This is a genomic window from Cytobacillus praedii, from assembly GCF_001439605.1.
GTDB lineage: Bacteria > Bacillota > Bacilli > Bacillales > Cytobacillaceae > Cytobacillus > Cytobacillus praedii.
Genome location: NZ_LMBX01000033.1, coordinates 13,664 through 32,825, shown reverse-complemented (window position 1 = coordinate 32,825; position 19,162 = coordinate 13,664). Strand labels below are relative to the sequence as shown.

Here is a 19,162-nt window from a genome sequence, read left to right as displayed (position 1 = left end):
AAAATGAGAAATGGCTTTATATATTCACTGGGAACAATGCTCCTATTTTTCATCTGACTTCTAACAGCTTTAAAAGAATACTGATATTCCATCTTAAACCCATTAAAATAGACGCTAATGTCGTATCAGTTTCTGAAGACGATAAAAAAAGCCAACATTATAATGTTGACTTCATTTTTTCCTCCAAAGCACCCTATGTTAAGCAATATTTTTAAGCCATGTCATTATACGAATAACTTGGGAAATTATAATACACCTTTAGCTTTTAAATCATCTCTATTTATATATACATTTTTATTTACTTTCTTAAATCTAATTCCATTAAAAGTATCTTCTGAGTCATTTTCAACATTAAAATAACCTAATGGCATATCTGGAACATGATAAAGAACCTTTGTAACAACACCTTTAAAACCTTTCAAAAAAGTCATTTTCAGCTCTGTCTCATTTCCAATTTTCATAGGATGAGCTACTAATTCTATATCATCACCATTTACAGACATTTCTTCACTTGAAATCCAAATAGATAGATCTATAGCATCCTCATAATCTTCCAGAGGATTATTTTCAAAAAGATCATCTACTTGATTTGGATTTTCTTTAAAATTCAAATACTTTTCTACAATACTAGTTGCCTCTGAAGAATATTGTAATTGCAATAACCAATCTTTGTAAGTATCGCCAAATGTCTGTAACAGCCAATCTTGATTTATTATCCCATTACTTTGTCCTAATAAGTTTTCCAATTTAATAATATCCGAAAAGAAACTATAGAGTTGGCTTCTGGTATGAGTATATTTTTTTCCGTTATATTTCCATGTTATTTTCTCTTTTAAATTCTTAGGGTATAAATCTTCATAGGTTACATGAAATGATTGAAAATTACCGCTATAGTATATCGCATATTTATCATCATCTGGATAACCTTTCAATCTTTTATATCCCTTGTACTCACCAGTTCCTTTAACTTCATAAATTTTAGTAAAATCGATGCCATCTATTGTACTTAGTCCATTAGCTTCTCTTTCTAATTCAGCAAGTTTTTTCTTAGAAGGTGTCTCATATTTTACACTCGCAGATTTTTTTACAAACAATCCTCCACCCAAACCATAGTAACTACTATCTCCCAGTACTCTATAACTATATATTCTGTACTCATCGCCTTTTTTAAGTCTCTTATCCTGTGTTAACGTGTTCCCATTAATCTTGGCAGCATTAACATTAGATAATATTGTTACCTTTCCGATCTGTCCTTTTTTTAGCTCCGTTTTCCCCCACATTACTTTTGCAGATGCGTCACTAGTTTGAAATATAAATATAAATATAAACAAACTTAGAAAACTTAAAACTAGTATTTTCTTTAGATTCACAATTATCCCCTCCTATTGTATTATTCGGTATCATTATACTATAATCGAAATGTGAAAATTATCCTATATTTACAATATTTTTAAGCAAGGAGATGGATTGACGAACTTAATTCAAAAAATATACTAATTTCAATGAAAATCAAATGAAGCCAGGAATAATGTAGCAGATTATAAGATAAAGGAGGGATAAAATTGAAAAAGATTCTTATTAGTTTATTTTCCGTTTTAATTTTATTAACTGCTTGTAGTAACCCAATACAGGATGATTTGTTATCTTACATAAATGATGATATTACGCCTCTAGCTGATTTAGAATTAGAAGCAATGAATGCTTTTGACAATGTTACTGGTGCTAATTACACAGATGATGAGACTACATATAATACCTTGATAGATGAGGTAGTTCCAATATACAGTGAGTTCATTGATGAATTAGAAACAATTATGCCAGATACAGACGAAGTATCAAAATTGCATGAGCAATACATCGATGCTGCTAATCTTCAACACTCTGCATTCGTAAATATATTAGATGCATTAGAAATAGGAGATACTGAACTTATAACAGACGCAAACCAAAAACTTGCCGAAGCTAGACAAGAAATTCGTACTTATGAACAGAACATTATAAAGCTTGCAGAAGAAAATAATGTTGAACTTGATATGAATGAATAGAACAAGAGCCCCTCTCAAGTGAGATGGGCTCTTTCAATTACTTATATACTTATTCAGCCTGCATGAAAAATGATTTAAAAGATGTCTCATCCTATATATATCCATCCATTTTAGCTATCTAATAATTTGAATTCAACATCCTACTGCCCACCATGCTCAGGTTTAAAGCCATTCACTCTAAACCCCTCTCCTTGTTGTAAAACAAGTAACATCTATAATTTTCCACTTTTATCTTCTGTCCCTATCTTAATTGGTTCAAGAATAGTTATTCTACCAATTTTCCTTTTCTTAAACTCTGTCATTCTCTACATTAGTTTTTCGGGAGGGTATTATAAATTCAGGTGTTTGGAAAATATAAAAGACATGAGTCCCCCACATGAATGTGATGTGGATCGATCCTATATGTCCATATCGAAGTCTATAGAAACATGCCTTCCATCACGAATATATTTGACCATTGCAAGTACTGAAAATCAAGCCATTCGATTTTTTCAAGTTGGTAGAAGTTGAGTACGAAAAGTACGGGAAAAGGGTTGAAACATATAAAGTGAATTAGCTGTGCAAACTTCCCCTCAGCCAAGGACGAGAGCGGTAGGGACCAATTGGAATTTGGATGAGGCTGGTCTTTCCTTGCTGATCCATTTTATAGAGTTCATCACTCAAGTTCGCGTCAAATCCAAGAAGCGGGTGCCCTCCCATCCCAAGAGCTGATGCAGCCAAAAGCAATCGCTGCACGAGCATGCCTGCTTCCATCTGTTGGATTCGGTAGCCTCTGTATCCTAGTTCTGTTTTATAGAATTCCTTGTCACCAGCCACATGCAGGCAAAGTGGTACCTGTAGCAAATTCACATTATCCAGAGACATTCCAGTCTGCAAATGGAGTCGATGGTCTCCTGGGCATATTTCTCTTAGCATGTGTTCTGTACTGTCATAATAGTACGCCCCATTTGAAATCCCTTCAATATTATATAAACAGTTGTAAATTGTTACACGAGGGAAGCAGCTCCGATATGCTTCATCTAAATCATTACGGTATGGAAAAGAAGCCATTGCTTCTAGAAGCAATGTGGCCAGTTGTTGTTGACTCACCATCCCCAAAACGAAATCTATGTCGGGAGAAAATCGGTTTTTGCAGGCCTCGGCCAGATCATACGACAGGGGCTCTATATGAGGTAATGCCACTCCGGAATCCACACCTTCCGCAATCCCCCTCCCCTCGATCACCCGAAATGTCCATGTGGAATCCAGCTTAGAAGCTTCGTTCATCGCAGTTATCATCGGATATTCTCTGACACTAAGTGACCGGTCGAAATGTTCTGGGTGAATCGCTGGCAGCTCTTGTCTCAATTCCTCCGATAGAACATTTTCATAAAGGTCCCTTCCGTTAGTAGACCAGTTAGTGGTTTCTACCGATAGTGGGATTACACTATAGACGCTTTCCTCTTGTTCGGATAGTCCAAGCAAATGATTGATTGCCGTATCAAGAAATTGAAAGTATACACCTGAGGCGAAGCCAAACCGTTTCGCTACCTCCATTAACTGTCCAATCAGCACACCAGCATCCAACCCTTGAAGCCGGTAGGCAAAGTTGTTGTATTTAAAGAAATTTTTCCAGAACATTGTCGATACAAAGACAACGCCAAAACACGAGGAGATGTCACACCGATTGCCTAGAGCCCTTTCTATATAGGTATCAAAATTCCCTTCCCTAAGCAATATCAGGCTATGGTGTGCTGCATCATAATGATAGACTCCGTCACGGAGTCCCTCTACCTTCAAATACACGTACAATTCGTTAGGGTACAACGCTCCGCCAGAAGGAGCAAACCGCCGATACGACTGCAAAGGGTAGGAATCTTCCTCTGTGGAATCCATTGGAAAGACTGATTGGCTCAATTGAGTAAAACCGAATACATACCAGAGAAAATGACTGACTCTATCAAGGTCCAGTCTTACGGGAGATTCTCCTCCCGTAAGGGTAAGCGGTACTTCCGCAGACAATGGAACAACCGGTAATCCGCGATAGAGTTTATAAGCAAGCGGCGCATCCTCCCAATCAGCTTTCCAGTTCGGCTGATTTGCCTTATCAATATCAAATTGCAGATTGTGCAGAAATTTTTCCAGTCTCATTCTCTACCTCCTACTCACTGCTTAAGGAAACGGATGCGGATGTGAATTGAGTTGTTCTGGTGTCAATGGTTTATTTGTATACCCAAGCTCCATAGGGACGCGGAGTACCCTCTCAAGTCCTGTCAGACGGGTAAGGTGATGTCCGAATGTCATTGGTAGCATCCCCGGGATCAGTACTTTTACGCAATACAATCCATTTCGTCTCGTTTCCGGTGTCGTCTGGTCTACTATAATTACATCAAGGTTTATCTGACGGAACATCTGAAGGATGTCTTGCAAATCATCGGTAAGATCCGTATGATTCGACTTCCACTTAAACTCCTCCTTAAAAGTCCGCATTGGACCATTGTCATCAAGTAAAAAGCTTAAGCGTTCTTCTGCTTGTGGCAAACCGTATAACATGCCGTGGTCATCCATCTGGCGTACCAGGGAAGAATCATGCAGCATTCTTTCATACTCCTCGTAGTTCGCATCAAATTTTTCATCAAGGTTCAGCATCATGCCAGCAAGTTCGTGAACTGCGCTTTTCACTGCCCGTACCGGATCCAGATGTGCTCCGGCAGCACATATAAGATTCAATCCCTTTTCCTTTCTGTTTTTAGCCATTGCCCAAATACTTGGAATACCGTGTTCCATCGTGGAGTTATACAAATACAAATCATACCCAGCGACCGCTCGCATCCGTTCGACCATTAATTCCAACTCCTGGTCGCCAGCTGTAAAAGGATCGAGTCGTGGAAGGTTTAGCTTCGCGTACCAAGTCATAAGGAATGAGTCACGCTCGACCACTTCCATAATTCCGTAGAAAATGGCCTCCTCTAAACTTCCTCCTAGCGCACATCCATTGGAAGTTTCATAGATAAAACCTTGTGACCCGCATCCAACACTGTAATAGGCAAGGAGCTCTGGAACTAGAATTGGACGCTCTTCTAACAGCGAATAACCCCATACCCAATTTATAGAACGTGAAGGATCAAACGATTTAAACGGAAAACCAGACTGTGCATATTGTTCCCTTTCATGTACGCCTACCTTCAATGGATTGAGCGCTTGATGTTCCAGGTTACGAAAACTATCATGAATTACTGTCCGTTTGCCACGCGGCTCCAAACCGCAGCGCCGCTCCAATCCCTCTAAAATGGCTGTCAGCACACTTTCTGCGTATATATGAGTCCGGCCAGCTGTTCCCTCATCCCCGGTAAACATAGGCAGATTGACACTCGCATCAGCAAATGGAGTGACTAGGTCATACATTCTACTATTCAAAAGGCCCGTACGATTATCCAGATAGTCTTTGAGAATAACATTTTTCATCTCATCCAATGACCGGCAGCGGAAACTGTTTGAGCTGATTTTCGGACTTGGCTGGAGTGAAATTCGGGCTAATGTCTGGGAATCGTCGGGTAATCGACTACAGATCGTACACAACGGGTCTGGCAGAAAGGAATGCAATGAACTTCTCAGTGTTTTCAAGTCAATTAGATACACCCTGCCTTCCGAATTAGCCTTGTCACCTTGTAATAAATTCTGTACCTCATGAACAATCAGGTAAGCCATTTGCAATAGTCCCGTACTTGTAGCCCACGGGTCACTTTCCATTCCTCCGGCCACAGCCAGATTCTGTTGCACCTCCCACATTTCTGTCCGGTCACGTCCTCCCATAAGACGCCTCATATCCGCACATTGAGAGCAACCAGCTGCACCTGGGCGTACGAGCGGACCAACTACTCCCTCTCCAAATGAAATGAAGCCTCTTAGCCAGGGCGTACCAGTCTTTCGTAATACTTCTTCCGCCTTTCGATAAACAGAGGGTTCCCAACCATCATTCAAAACTAGGGCCAAATCAGTATTTTTGGGAACTCCTTCTTCAAAATTGGCTTTACGAATAACATGTTGGTGTGCTGATAGTTCCTCACTTACGAGGTCCGCCAGCACCCCTTCTCCGATAACCCAAACGAAGGAATTCAATGTGATTCCTCCTCTAGCAGCAAAACACCAAACACGCCGTCTAGCTGCTCTTTAAAAACAGGTTCAAGCCCTAATTCGAATACTAAGATCCGTTTACCATTCCGTTCCAAAATCCCCATAGCTTCCTGCAGGGTGTCCGCTTGTATTCTCTCATCATACGCAGGAATGCCAAGACTAATAGGCATCTTCTCTTCCAAAAGTACGGATATTGTCTCACAGGCTAGTTCATTATAGGAATCCGGTTTATTTTGTACTTTGATAAGTGCCTGCTGTAATGCCTTCCGTAACGCCATTGTTATATTTAAATCTGCACTGCCATACCATCCATCTTTCGTACCTACCCATACTACAGGAAAACCAGATACTTCTTTTCCTGTTGCGATAATTGGTGCTCCCCGCATCGTAGTCAATGCCTCTAAATAAAACCGGCATCTCTCATCTTCTATAAAACTCAACTGTACTCTTGAAATACAATACTTCTGATTATACTGTTGCTTGCTAAGTTCCTCTGCCAAACACTTTTGCAGCCCACGGCCAACACCTTCCACAAACGAATCACCAGCACCAACACCAACAATTTCATCCGTTACGACTAAACGTCCTTCAACATTTTTATTTATTGGCAGAGTATTAACGATCAAACTGATCATTCGGGACATATACATTTCAATCCCAGTTAGTCCTGCTTCTCTTCGTGCCTCCTCATGAGTCAAACCTGAACAGACAATGTCTTGCATCAACTCAGCTGGACCCTCCGACAATGGGTCAACTGCCTGAACACGGCACTGAGCTAACGGAAGCTGCTTTAAATCTCCCTCCTCCCAAATATGGAGGATTCCAGATTCTTCTGATGTCAATTGGTTGAAATAAAGAAGTAATTTACCTGGCTCAACTTTCTTTAAGCCTATTTGCAGCCGGCTTTCGACATCTTCAACCCATTCAGCAGAAAGACCGCTTGTTACCAGTGGATGAGGCAAAAGTGAATGCCAGTTTCCCTCCAATGTATCCAAATCCAGAAGAAAAATCTTATTCCTCTGTTCCAATTCCATGACTCCTGTAACCTCTTTAAACATTTCAAATACGATCACATTGGCTAACAACGATCCCGGAATGGCAGAGAAAGGAGGGAGCTGCTTATTTTTGACTAAAACAGAATGGTGTAAACGACGCCATGCTGTCTCCCAACACACCTCGGAATTTGGATGTACTAATGGGCCTGCTAAACCTACCTGCTGCAGGCATATAGCAGAAAGAAACATTTTCTGCTCTTCCCTGCATACTGTATGAAGATGTCTAAGTTCCTCTACTTCTCCCTCCTGACTCACATACAAAATCGAATCAAAGGACTTCACTATTTCTCGCCACCCCTCCTTCTTTTGCGAAACCTCCTCTAAGTCAACCTCTGGGTCTATTTTTTGTACATGTTCCACGAGTTCATTTAACCTCTGTCTATTGGTCGGAACCTTGTCTGTGATCAGGACGCGGACCTTAGTCAAACCCGATTCAACCAACGAAGAAACCAGTGAATTTAAAATAGGACCCGAGCCAACTGCCAGCACTTTGGCCTGTCGGAAAGCTTGAAAACGTGCCGCCCCAGAACCAACTAAATTATCCACAAATTCAATTTGAGATGCATATTTCTTTATTTGATAATCCGACAATTGATGCGGAAGGTCCTGGCTTAAATCTCGGACATACCCGTTTGCATACAGCACTTCTGCAATTTTATATACTCGATCCCGGTATGGGCCAGGCAATCCGTTAGTCAATTGCTCTAACGTATACTCCCCATTGAACATCGGCAACAATTTCTCAACCCATTGATCGATCCCACTGCCTTCGATACGGAATGAACTTAAGTTGTTTCGAAAATAGACTCCTCTGTTTGGTTCAGGGAGATAAAACGTGTCTCTTTTCACTTTCATACGCATAGAAGGGTTCAAATTTGTCATTGCTCTCCTCCTTCCTCATTGTGAACATCAATATTCAATATCACTGTCACTAACATCGTATGTATTTCAATTTGTCCGTTATGTCTTATCTTATAGAGAAAGACCCCTGCAAAAATGCACGGGTCTTTCTCTAAAAAAAACTAAACGAATCAGCTTAGATGCCTCAACCGCCACAACGGCCGCCGCCGCATCTGGAGCAACTTGAGCAGCGAGAACAACTAAAGCAGTTAGAGCAACGGAAGCAACTAAAGCAGTTAAAACAATTAAAACAGTTAAAACATCTAAAGCAACTAAAGCAACTAAAGCATCTGCCAAAACCAAATCCCAAACCAACAAATTGGCGATCCTGATCGGTATAGTTCTGATATTGATCCCAAGGGACTGCTTGAGTCGCTTGGAAATCACCAACATTCAGCATTTGAAGTTCATTTTGGAAATTATTCACTTTTTTTCCTCCTCAAACAAAATAATAAAAGATGCCAGCAACTTGAAGCGGGAACAACCGAGGTAAAACGAAAAAGAACTGTATGCCAGATTAATACATTAAAAATTTTGAATATTCCTCAACAGATTATGTACAATAGATGGGTATTGTTACTGATACAAAAGCCTAATTTAACGGAACTGGAAAAGACCATTAAAAAAACAAAACAGGATGAATTTTTTTAAATCCCTTGACCGGCGAATTATTACAAACTAGTTTTAATCTCCTGAATTTGCACTGGTGGCAGCGAAAAGATTGCAATTCCTTTATTCCATGCGTGCCTATGAGCTCTTAACGGAGCATGAAAATGGCTTTGGTCTTAAGTAACATATTGGAGACATCCTTTATAGCATCAAGACAATTAATAAATTACTCCTTTGTTTTCCTATATGAAACTACTCAGTGTCAGTAAGACTTTTATAGAAAATGCAAAAAAGCGAAAAATCCTATGAAGCTTAGGATTTTTCGCTTTTTTTCTTTGATAAGTTATTATCGCGGTAATATTAAAACTTTCGTATAGTTTAAAGAACAAATTTGTCTATAGCTTGCTTTAGATCATTAATTTCATCTGACAATTTTGTTGCAGACTGAGTTACCACTTGAATGGCTTTTTGCTGTTCATCAACAGAAGAAGTGACTTGCTCTGCTGAAGCAGCGGTTTCCTCACTAATAGCTGCAATACTTTCAACCGATTTAGCAATCAGATCCTTTGCATCCATGAGAGCTTCTACACCTGAAGCTGTTTCAGAAATCGCAGTTATAATATTATATACCGAAGATTCGATATGATTGAAAGCAGTTTCCGTACTATCCACCGCTTGATTTTGTTCATTTACGATTAATAATGTTTTATCCATTTCATCGTTTACTACATGCGTTTCATTTTCAATCCCATTCAAAGATTCTCTTACTTTAAGCGTCGCTTCTGATGTTTGTTCTGCCAGCTTTCTAACTTCTTCAGCAACAACTGCAAATCCTTTTCCATGCTCTCCTGCTCTAGCTGCTTCAATACTAGCATTGAGGGCTAATAAATTGGTTTGGTTAGAAATATCATTTATGGCTCCTACAATATTTTCGATTTCTTTCACTTTATTAATTAAGCTGCTGATGACTCGTTGAACATGATTGATTAACTCTGATGTTTGTCCAGATTTTTCTTTAAGGAACTGGATATTCTCTAGTCCTTTTTCATTGGCAAGTTGCATCTCTTGAGAGGACTCTAACATATGGTTATTTTTTTCATGCACAACTACGATTTGATTCGCAAATTTAGCAGTCATTTGATTCGTATCATCTGCATCAGAAGCCTGCTGAACAGAACCACGTGAAACCTCATCTATCGCTCTAGCAATTTCGTCTCCTGCAGCTGTCGTTTCTTCGGCAACCGCTGTTAAATTTAAGGAGGTCGCTTGAATTTCGGTAATCGAATTTTCTACATTCCCAATTAAACTTTTTAATTGTAAAACCATTTCATTAAAACTTTTGTTTAGCGAGCCTATTTCATCTTTTCGCTTCAACTCATCTAATGAAACAGCTAAATTTCCAGCTGCCACATCGTTGACCTTTTTTGATAGCTTTGTAAGAGGTGTTCCCAAGTGCTTAGCGAATAATAAAGCAATAATCGTTCCAATTATTAAAGCTAAACTAAGTGTAATGGATAAAACATATAATAATTCATTCGCCGGTTTATTAAAGTCCATCTTATACGCTCCTGCTGAAACAGCCCATCCCCAATGTGGTTCCAATTTAGAGTATGATATTTTTTCAGCAACTTGATCTTTATTATTTGGGAGCACAAAATAAAATGTTGTAAATCCGCCACCTGACTTAGCTTTCTTTATCTTCTCCTGAATAAATAGCTTCCCATTCTTATCTTTATTTTCCCAATTGTTTTGACCTTCAACAGATGGACTAGCGACCTGTACGCCATTCATATCAATAGCATACAAATACCCATATTCTCCTATATCTACTGGGTTTACAACCTCCCTAGTCCCATCACTTCTTTTCGGTCCGATTAGTATTTCCTTAGCCTTTTCTTGAGCTTCCTCCAAAGTTAAGCTCCCATGCTCAACTTCTTCATTTAATTCATTAATTAATTGAATAGCAGATTCAACACTATTTTTTAGAACTGTTTTTCCTGACGCTTCTAAACTCTCTTTTGAACTTTGATAGCTAACTAAGCTAATGATTAAGCTTGGTATAGCAAGTAACAAAAGTGAAATGCTAATAAGCTTAAACTTGATTGATTTCATGCTACTTTCTCCTCTTTTAATTTTCTATCTGATTCTAAATATACAATGATTTGGGGTCATCATAATTTTCTTATCGGAAAAAGGTCCCCATCTTTTAGGTAAATTATTGTATAAAACAAAAATTTTTCCATTACTAAAAGCAGAAAAAACCCATTCGTAATCAAATAAACAATGGGTTAAGTTCAAAAATCATCATGTCAAATAGGTATAGGAAGTCATGCCAGGGCAGTTTAACTCCTTGTTCTAAACACACTACATGTCATCATTCAACATAAAGTTGTTGATGTTATCTTGTCTTTTCCCCATCCTAATGATTTTTTACAGAAGAATGACTGATACTCACGAGAGGTTGATGTTGATTGGACAAATGCAAATTTGTTTACAATACAGGCATAAAATAATAAACTAAATACAGCAACTCGTTTGTATATACAAATGTAATGGGTATCTATCAAAAAATGAGGAAGAAATTCGTTGAAAGAAAGAAACTGTATGGATACAAGAGTAAATTTGGAAGAACTTCATATGGAAGGGTTGAATGTAATGCAGACACCTAATTCTGATTATCTACTGAGTAACTGCCTTTATTTTACCGTTTCAAGATTCGCAAGACAGATGGAAAAGCTGGCTGGAGAAGCATTTGCACAAATAGATATTCCTCCTTCCTATGCTTATTTGATCATTACACTTAATGATCATCCTGCAATTACACAAAAAGAACTATGTGAAAGGCTGACAATCGCGCCTTCAACAAGCACTAGATTTATTGATAAGCTTGTGAAACGTAATTTGGTGGAAAGAAAGCCTGACGGTAAACAGGTTTTGATTTCCTTAACAGAAGAGGGAAAATCTTTGTGTAAAGATATTTATGAGGGTTTGAATAAAATTTATTTGCTGCACTCAGAACTATTGGAAAAGGATCATAGCCAGCAGTTAATTCTCTTACTACATGAAGCAAGTGAAATAATGGAAAAAGGCAACAAATAAAGGAGTGATAAATTATGGGATTATTGACGAACCAAGTTGTCCTAGTGACAGGTGCAGGAACTGGTTTAGGAAGACAAACCGCGATTCAATTGGCTGCCGAAGGAGCAGAGGTTGTACTTACAGGAAGACGCCAGGAAAAATTGCAGGAAGTAGCTAAGGTTATTGAGCAATCAGGTGGACGATCAATTGTGTTTCCCGTGGATGTGACGAATTCAGAAGAAGTTAACGGGATGCGAGATCATTTAATTGCTCAATTGGGTCGCATTGATGTGTTAATCAATAATGTGGGAGGGACTGGTGATTACAGCCCAGTGCATGACATGACGATTTCTCTATGGGACCATACGATTCGTCTCAACTTATATAGCTCCTTCATTGTAACTAATGCATTTCTCCCGATAATGAGAAAACAGCAATATGGCCGGATTGTATCGATTACCTCAGCAATGGCTAATTATGTTTACGAAGGTTTAGGGGCGTATTCGGCTGCTAAAGCAGGATTGGAAGGGTTAATGCGAACTGTTGCACTAGAAGAAGAGAAACATGGAATACTAGTGAATATGTTCGATCCAGGGAATTTGAAAACAGAGCAAAACCCTTATGGAGAAGGCGATCCAGCTACAGTAGTGGACGGGATTGTGAAAATGGCGACTATGCCTAAGGATGGGATCAATGGTCAGGTTATCAGAGCAAATCAATAAAATAATATCGTCTTCTTCACTCAAGACTTTAGTTTTTAGATAAAGATATTGTCATGCAAAAATATTTATTGATATTAAATAAAAATATGTGTATTAAACAACTTTTTAACACCGTTCAAAAATGCGAACGGTGTTTTACTATGGGGACTATTCTTGGATTTTTCAATTTAATATTACAATAAAAATACGCTCATTTGAGAAGGGCTTTTATTAATAATTTTAAAATTACACCAATTCAATTTTAATGAGTACACTATTTTTAACATAAGAAAAACCCATTTTTAATTTTAGGTGGAGGTACTAAATATAATGAACAATACTTCATCGAGGGAAATTGAAGAAGCCCGGTATACTTTTATTGGAAGGTTATTTACTTTAGGCGGTTCCGTATTATTTTTAATTGGTTCTTCTATTGCCGCTTTTTTAGGTTATCAAGCATATATTCGATTATTAAACGATTAAGCCCCTCCAGCTGGAAGGGCTCTTTATTTGGCTTATAGAAACCGTTTAGTTGATTAATCGTCATTAGCCTTATTCAATAATCGGACCATTTAATGGAGGAAGAATATCAAGAAAGTAAATACCTATGGTAAAAGCAGTATGGTATTTTTGAAGAATTGTACATAAACTATCAGAGCAGTTTAGCTTACTCGTCCATAAAGTAAATTTTACTTATGTAAAAGGTGATCAATAGATTCTTTTTGTTGCTCAATTTCATGCTGTTGATGCTCAACTTCGTATATTAAAATTCCACTCCTTCTGTGAATCTACTTGAAAAATCCCTACATGTAATCTCCCCTCCAGCATTTTGTTTACAAGTGTATAATCCTGAAGAAATTTCAAACACTAATAGAAAAATCGAGGTGAATAACATGCCCGCCAATTTTTTTAGAATATTTAATGCAATCGTTTTATGGCTAATTGTTTTAATCTTCCTGCCTAAACAATCTTTTAAAAGATTTTTACCAGTTACTTTTTTTTGCTCTTTTCTTCTACTTATTATAGAAATGTTAAGTCCGATATTTAATTGGTGGAAAGTAGAGGGTGGGTACAAATATATGGTATTTGACGCATTGGCTTTTATCTTAGGTCCCTTTTTTACAATTAATTTATGGGTATTTCATTTAACTTTTGGAAAATTTTCATTATATGCTATTTCAAATCTCGTGATTGACTTTATTTTTGCCTATCTTTTATGTCCAATTTTCCAGAAAATTGGACACTTTAAATTCAAGAAATTCACATCAACTAAAATTTTTTTCCTTTACTATTTCCTTGCTCTATTCAATTATGGATTTCAAAAATATATCGAGAAACCAACTGAAAGCATACAAAGATAGTCACAGTATCAGCTAATATTACACCCTTCCAAGCTCTTTAGGATAACCAAAAGAGTTTTAGTTATTTCATCATTTTGATTCTTTTTAATAATCAGATGTATATTAGTAGGTATCTTTTTACGCTCCTTGAATAATTCTACAAATACTCAGCAACCTAAATATATGTTTAGGAGGTGAAGTGAAATGTCAAATCCAACTGATAACAATAAGAAGCAGCAAAATAAATCGCTTAATAATAATCAAGAATCTGGATCAGATTATCATAGAAAGCATGCGGGCCATGTTGAGGGATACGGCGAAATATACCCAAATGCGAAAATTATGTCTGATTCGACTGAACAATAATTACAAATTATCAGTGTGAATTAGATTGTAGTTTATTTCTTTATTCCACATATTATTAAAAATTCCACTTATTAAATTGCTACATAAAAGGATTATTTTCTCTAAGCGGAACAAACAATATACCAACACTTTGTCATCATTGCCTAACTCAAAATTTGCAGGACTCACAAAGAGTCATTTTTTTAGCCCCCAAAAAGTGTGCACTTCATTTTTTATCTGGTGCAGAAGGTTCTAGATTTCTTTAACACATAAAACAGGCCCATCACAGATGAATGGGCCTGACGAAGATTACTTAGTTACGTGCATCCCCGTTTTCTTCTTCATTTTTTTCTGGATCTTTTTCATCCTTGCTGTCGTCGTTTTTATCTTCTTCTTTCTTCTTTTTCTCATTAATATACAGCTTGCCATCAGCAACTTTACGTGTTTCGTTGCCAAATTCATCCGTAACTTTCACTTCAATTTCAGCACCAGGGGCTTTTACATTCGAAGTGGCTGTATAATAACCTACATAATGTCCTGGAGCAGTTTCCATCATAGGAAGCTCAGTGGCATTAGCAATATCGCCAGCATTTGTTAAAGGCATTCTGATGGCAAAGGTTGCTTTAAGTCCAGGTGCACTATCAAATTCAATTTTAACTGACTCACCCTTCTTCAATTCTTTATCATCGGTTGGAAGAAGATTTTCAATGGCAGGAGCAGTGTAAACGGCATGAATAGTTACTGTTTTCTCAGTTTTGTTTCCAGCTTTATCCTGCGCTGCAACAGTAATAATGTTTTCTCCTTCATTTAACAGAATGCGAAGAGAGAATTTTCCGTCCGTTATTTTCGCATCTTGCCCATTTACTTTAACAGATTCTAAATGCTCATCAGAAACTGTTCCTTCCACTGTGACAGTTTCTTTGTTTGTTTGCGACTTGTCTTCTGGTGAGATAATTTCCAGTTCAGGACTTGTTTGATCAAAAATGATTTTTACAGGATTAGAAGCATCAGTTGATCCTAGGTCTGTTGTTACTTTTGCAGTTAGGATATTCTCGCCTTCTGTCAATGAAACCTCTGCAGAGAAGGTTCCTGATGCTGTTGCTTCTGTTGTGGCAATTTCTTCATCATTATTGAAGATCTTAACAGTTGCAGCTGGTGAAGTTGTACCTTCAACTTTCACTGTACCTTCTTTTGTATAGTCTCCGTCTTTAGGAGAGGTAATAACTGGTGCTGTTACTTCATAATTGACAGTGGAACGGATCATATAATTTCCTTCCTCTGCTGGAGAAGGAGTCCATGCTCCACCGACCAGCTGCCAGCTTCGCTTCGCATTTGGTCCATTTTCATCTGTTGCTAAGCCAGGAGAACTTGTATTAATTGCACTTTGGATGTAAACCATGTAGAAATCACCGTTAACCATGATTCCATGCTCGCTTAAATCCACATGTGTCCATTCACCGTTTCTTAGAGCAGTTGCATCAAATGGCCCCGCTAATTTTTTACCAGGAGCTCCATCCGGACCGCTTGCATCATAGACTTCAACCTTGAATCCAGTACCTCCTGGAACTGGCCACTCAGTATCCCAGAAACGGAATAACCCACCAGTAACCATGGCACTTTTTTGTCCTTCTGCTAGACTCATTTTAACCGCCCAGCCATTTCCTGCATCGTAGAATGCACGTGCATTTTCTGCTGTTCCGTCATCATAGCCAATTTCACCAGGGTATCCGATAAATGGCTTTAACTGTACGTTTTGTTCAATTGTGCCTTCGCTAATAGTAACTGCGATTTCTTGACTATAGTAGGAAGGTGCCATCACTTTCAATGTATAGGTACCTTCATATGCTGTTAATGAATATTCACCGTTTGTATTTGTTTCAACTGGCTGAACAGCTGCATCTTCAACTAAAAGAAGCGTTGCATTCGAAATTGGCTCCCCAGTTGCTTCGTTTGTAACAGTTCCAGTCACCGTTCCTTGAGGGATTTCTTCAAGGACAAAGTTTGCAGTTGCTTCCCCATCTTGCGGAACATTTACAGTCTGAGATTGTGAGCGATAGCCATATGCTTCCGCCTGAACAGTAAAGCTGCCAGATGCATGTGTAAATTCATACGTTCCATCTTGAGGATTTGTAAACACAGATCTGCCTGATTCTAAAATACTTACCTCAGCTGTTATTGGAAGAAGTGCAGGTGCAGGCTGTTTTTGGCTGCCTTCATCCTTCACGAGCGCATCCTTCTTAGGTGCAATTTTATTTGGTTCGACTTTTTCATCCTTTAATGCAGCTTTGGAGTCATTTTTAGCAGTATCTGATTTTGTCGTGCCAAGCTGTGCTTTATTAGAAGCCTGAAGTGGTGTGTTAGCAAGCTGAACATCATCAATGTACCAGCCTGGTCTAACAACAGAACCATCTGTTGTTACGTTAAAACCGACATAGATTCTTTGGCCCGCATATTCGCTTAAATCTACTTCACCGTTAACCCAATCAGCAGTGATATCATTCACGCGAAGCTTTTGCGTCCAGTTTTCCATATCAGTAGAGACAAAAACATGGCCATAATCATAGTTTCTTTCGAGGTTATGCCATTGTTTAAATTGCAGGAATGCGTTACCTTCTGGAAGATCGATTGGCGGCATAACTAAAGTCATGTTTGCACTGGTATCATAGTTTCCTGCGAGGTTAGTAGCAAACACCTTTTCACCAGAAGCGGCCTTGCTTGGTCCAGAAGTTGGCACTCCCCATTGCCAGCTGTTTTTTACTCCGTATGATGTCCAGCCAATAGGTTCTGATTCAAAATCTTGGGAATAGCCAACAGTGATTCCAGGCTTAACGGAAACTTGGTACGTATCTGTTCCAACTTCGTTTCCACCAAAATCATTGACTTTCCATTTGTAAGATACAGAAGGAACGGCGATGTCATCACCAGGAATGGCTGCCGAATATGTTCCATCTTGGTAATCTCCAGAAACTCTGCTTGCTTGGACAGTCGCCCAGCTTCCATCCGATTTTAAGTATTCGAGGACAACATTCAATACACTAACATTGTCAGTTGCCTTCAGTTCTAGAGGCAGGTCCATTCCTGCGTATGTTTCCTGAGGTGCATTATGTTCTACTTGTGGCGCTTCATCATCATTGCCTTCTTTTGCAACTTGGCCTTTGATTTTTCCAAGACCGGAAATAACAGAGGAAACCGCATCGAAAGCATTAACAAGACCTGATCCGAAACCGTTATTTGGTGATGTCGGATATGTTCCATTCGTTAACGGTGTAGCTGTTGTCATTAAAATCTCTTCGATTTCTTCCACGGTTAGGCTTGAATCAACTTGTCGAAGCAATGCCGCAACTGCTGAAACATGCGGTCCTGCCATAGAAGTTCCATTCCAGCCGCCTTCATAGTTGCTTCCAGGGACAGATGAGCGAATATTTACACCTGGTGCAGCAATATCAGGCTTGATTTCTCCATATGGAGATGGGCCTTGAAGCGAGAAGCTTCCTAGTCCATTATTTATGTCAGTTGCACCTGTAGCATATGATTCTGGATAGTTAGCTGGGTTGGCAATAGAGCCCGGTCCACCAGGATTTCCTGCTCTAGTATTTCCTGCTGAGAATTCTGGGAAGATTTCCGCTGCACGCCAAGCTTGAACCATTGGACGGTACCATTCATCTAGCCCTGGACCTCCACCCCATGAGTTATTAACAACATCGGGCGCTTTTTCAGGATGTGGATTTCCCGCAGCATCCTTTGGTGCTAAAATCCATTCGCCTGCAGCTAGTAGATCACTATCTGATCCGCCACTCGCCGTAAATGCCTTAACAGCAATCCATTTCGCACCAGGAGCGACCCCGATTTGATTCGCACCATTTGGCTCACTTCCCACCATTGTACCCGTTACATGTGTTCCATGACCTTGATCATCATATGCTGCTGCTCTTCCTGCAGTAGCATCAAACCAGTTGAATTCATGTGTTGGAGAATTTGGATTGGCTGGATTATAGCCGCGATATTTTTCTTTTAATGCTGGATGATCCCACTGTACACCTGTATCAATGGAAGCAACAACTGTGCCTGAACCATCAATACCCATTTCCCAAACAGCTGGTGCACCAACACGTTCGATATTCCATTCAATTGCATTTGTATTCGCTTTCGGTTCTTTTCCAAGCTGCATAGATGGTTTTTCTGCAACTTTTTCTGGGATATGAAGTTGTCTCATTTCGTTTGGAAGAACTTTTTCTACTTCTGGGAAGGCAGCAACTTGTTCCATAACATCTTTTGTTGCTGTAACTGCGATAGCATTGACAATATAGAAGGATTGAATTTCTTTAGCTTTGCCTTCTTTTTCTTGCTTTTGGAGGAAATCTGCTACAGATCCTTGAGTTTCAATAGCTGTTGATCTAAGTGCTGAAAGGACTGCTGATCGCTTCATGTATTTAGCTTTTGCAGGAGTAAGATTTTGATTTAATGCATTCTTTTCTGCCTTTTTTGCTGCAGCTGCAGGATCAGATTGTTCTTTAAATTTTATTAAGAATGTAACTTGATCCTGTTTATCGAATTCATCTTGTAATCGGCTGCTAATCTTGCTTTTGGTCGATTCTAGGGATGATTTCTTTAGTGAAGTGTGCGGTGAACTATTAGCTTCTGCATGCCCCATATTAGGAAACATGAGGGGGAGAACCAAAAACGCGATCGACAGGATGGACAGCAAACGGAATCGTACTTTTCTTTTTTTCCCCACAAAAAATTCCTCCTCATCAATTTGTTTAATTACACCTAATAAACACTTTTTCCTGTTAGAAAATAACCACCTCCAGTTTGGGGAAAAGACCCCTGTTACAGAAACTTTAGCTAATAAAAAAAAAGAAAGTTGTCGAATACTCCCGAAGGAAAAGTGTACCAGATTAAAATGATAGGAAGGTATTAAGAGTAAAAAAGACATTTAGTCTAAAAGATTCAGTTATATATCATTCTGCTTAGCT

At 38.8% G+C, this 19,162-nt stretch carries 12 protein-coding genes and 1 pseudogene; 5 read left to right on the top strand and 8 right to left on the bottom strand.

Translation table 11 applies throughout. The features are described from left to right. Nucleotides 1-245 precede the first annotated feature (245 nt). Nucleotides 246-1,370, bottom strand: coding sequence for a hypothetical protein (locus ASU02_RS22875; protein ID WP_057767741.1), 1,125 nt, complete (start codon nucleotides 1,368-1,370; stop codon nucleotides 246-248). A 192-nt stretch (nucleotides 1,371-1,562) separates the two neighbouring features. On the opposite strand from ASU02_RS22875, the gene ASU02_RS22870 reads away from it, so the two are divergent. After that, on the top strand, nucleotides 1,563-2,045 hold the full coding sequence (locus ASU02_RS22870; RefSeq protein WP_057767740.1) for a hypothetical protein: 483 nt from the start codon (nucleotides 1,563-1,565) through the stop codon (nucleotides 2,043-2,045). A gap of 552 nt (nucleotides 2,046-2,597) precedes the next feature. Here ASU02_RS22870 and ASU02_RS22865 read toward each other — a convergent pair. From ASU02_RS22865 to ASU02_RS22845, 6 genes and pseudogenes are all read right to left on the bottom strand, one after another. Next, on the bottom strand, nucleotides 2,598-4,175 hold the full coding sequence (locus ASU02_RS22865; RefSeq protein ID WP_057767739.1) for a SagB family peptide dehydrogenase: 1,578 nt from the start codon (nucleotides 4,173-4,175) through the stop codon (nucleotides 2,598-2,600). Nucleotides 4,176-4,196: 21 nt separating this feature from the next. After that, a complete protein-coding gene (locus ASU02_RS22860; RefSeq protein WP_057767738.1) occupies nucleotides 4,197-6,143 on the bottom strand; it encodes a TOMM precursor leader peptide-binding protein in 1,947 nt (648 codons plus the stop codon). After that, nucleotides 6,140-8,095: a putative thiazole-containing bacteriocin maturation protein gene (locus ASU02_RS22855; RefSeq protein WP_057767737.1), complete on the bottom strand. Its 1,956-nt coding sequence runs from the start codon at nucleotides 8,093-8,095 to the stop codon at nucleotides 6,140-6,142. The genes ASU02_RS22860 and ASU02_RS22855 overlap by 4 nt, the downstream gene beginning before the upstream one ends. Before the next feature lie 90 nt (nucleotides 8,096-8,185). Next, complete coding sequence (locus ASU02_RS27450; RefSeq protein WP_408607308.1) at nucleotides 8,186-8,431, bottom strand: hypothetical protein; 246 nt, start codon at nucleotides 8,429-8,431, stop codon at nucleotides 8,186-8,188. After that, nucleotides 8,358-8,513, bottom strand: a pseudogene (locus ASU02_RS27445) (heterocycloanthracin/sonorensin family bacteriocin); the annotation flags it as partial. The pseudogene ASU02_RS27445 and the gene ASU02_RS27450, both read right to left, overlap by 74 nt. 587 nt (nucleotides 8,514-9,100) lie before the next feature. Then, nucleotides 9,101-10,834: a methyl-accepting chemotaxis protein gene (locus tag ASU02_RS22845; protein ID WP_057767735.1), complete on the bottom strand. Its 1,734-nt coding sequence runs from the start codon at nucleotides 10,832-10,834 to the stop codon at nucleotides 9,101-9,103. Nucleotides 10,835-11,308: 474 nt separating this feature from the next. Here ASU02_RS22845 and ASU02_RS22840 point away from each other — a divergent pair, with 474 nt between their 5' ends. From ASU02_RS22840 to ASU02_RS26565, 4 genes are all read left to right on the top strand, one after another. Next, nucleotides 11,309-11,821: a MarR family winged helix-turn-helix transcriptional regulator gene (locus ASU02_RS22840; protein ID WP_232426327.1), complete on the top strand. Its 513-nt coding sequence runs from the start codon at nucleotides 11,309-11,311 to the stop codon at nucleotides 11,819-11,821. A gap of 14 nt (nucleotides 11,822-11,835) precedes the next feature. Beyond that, the gene (locus tag ASU02_RS22835; RefSeq protein ID WP_057767734.1) at nucleotides 11,836-12,522 is read left to right on the top strand and encodes an SDR family NAD(P)-dependent oxidoreductase; all 687 of its coding nucleotides are present in this window, start codon (nucleotides 11,836-11,838) and stop codon (nucleotides 12,520-12,522) included. Nucleotides 12,523-12,831: 309 nt separating this feature from the next. Then, complete coding sequence (locus ASU02_RS26755; protein ID WP_165571620.1) at nucleotides 12,832-12,984, top strand: hypothetical protein; 153 nt, start codon at nucleotides 12,832-12,834, stop codon at nucleotides 12,982-12,984. Nucleotides 12,985-14,045: 1,061 nt separating this feature from the next. Beyond that, on the top strand, nucleotides 14,046-14,207 hold the full coding sequence (locus ASU02_RS26565; RefSeq protein WP_157684559.1) for a hypothetical protein: 162 nt from the start codon (nucleotides 14,046-14,048) through the stop codon (nucleotides 14,205-14,207). Nucleotides 14,208-14,499: 292 nt separating this feature from the next. Here the strand turns inward: ASU02_RS26565 and ASU02_RS22825 are convergent, their stop codons facing one another. Next, nucleotides 14,500-18,921: a S8 family peptidase gene (locus tag ASU02_RS22825; protein WP_057767732.1), complete on the bottom strand. Its 4,422-nt coding sequence runs from the start codon at nucleotides 18,919-18,921 to the stop codon at nucleotides 14,500-14,502. Between the last annotated feature and the right edge of the window lie 241 nt (nucleotides 18,922-19,162).

Coding starts and splice junctions, on each gene's coding strand:
- ASU02_RS22865 (WP_057767739.1), bottom strand. CDS start 4,175: ATGAGACTGGAAAAATTTCTGCACAATCTGCAATTTGATATTGATAAG.
- ASU02_RS22855 (WP_057767737.1), bottom strand. CDS start 8,095: ATGACAAATTTGAACCCTTCTATGCGTATGAAAGTGAAAAGAGACACG.
- ASU02_RS22845 (WP_057767735.1), bottom strand. CDS start 10,834: ATGAAATCAATCAAGTTTAAGCTTATTAGCATTTCACTTTTGTTACTT.
- ASU02_RS22835 (WP_057767734.1), top strand. CDS start 11,836: ATGGGATTATTGACGAACCAAGTTGTCCTAGTGACAGGTGCAGGAACT.
- ASU02_RS26755 (WP_165571620.1), top strand. CDS start 12,832: ATGAACAATACTTCATCGAGGGAAATTGAAGAAGCCCGGTATACTTTT.
- ASU02_RS26565 (WP_157684559.1), top strand. CDS start 14,046: ATGTCAAATCCAACTGATAACAATAAGAAGCAGCAAAATAAATCGCTT.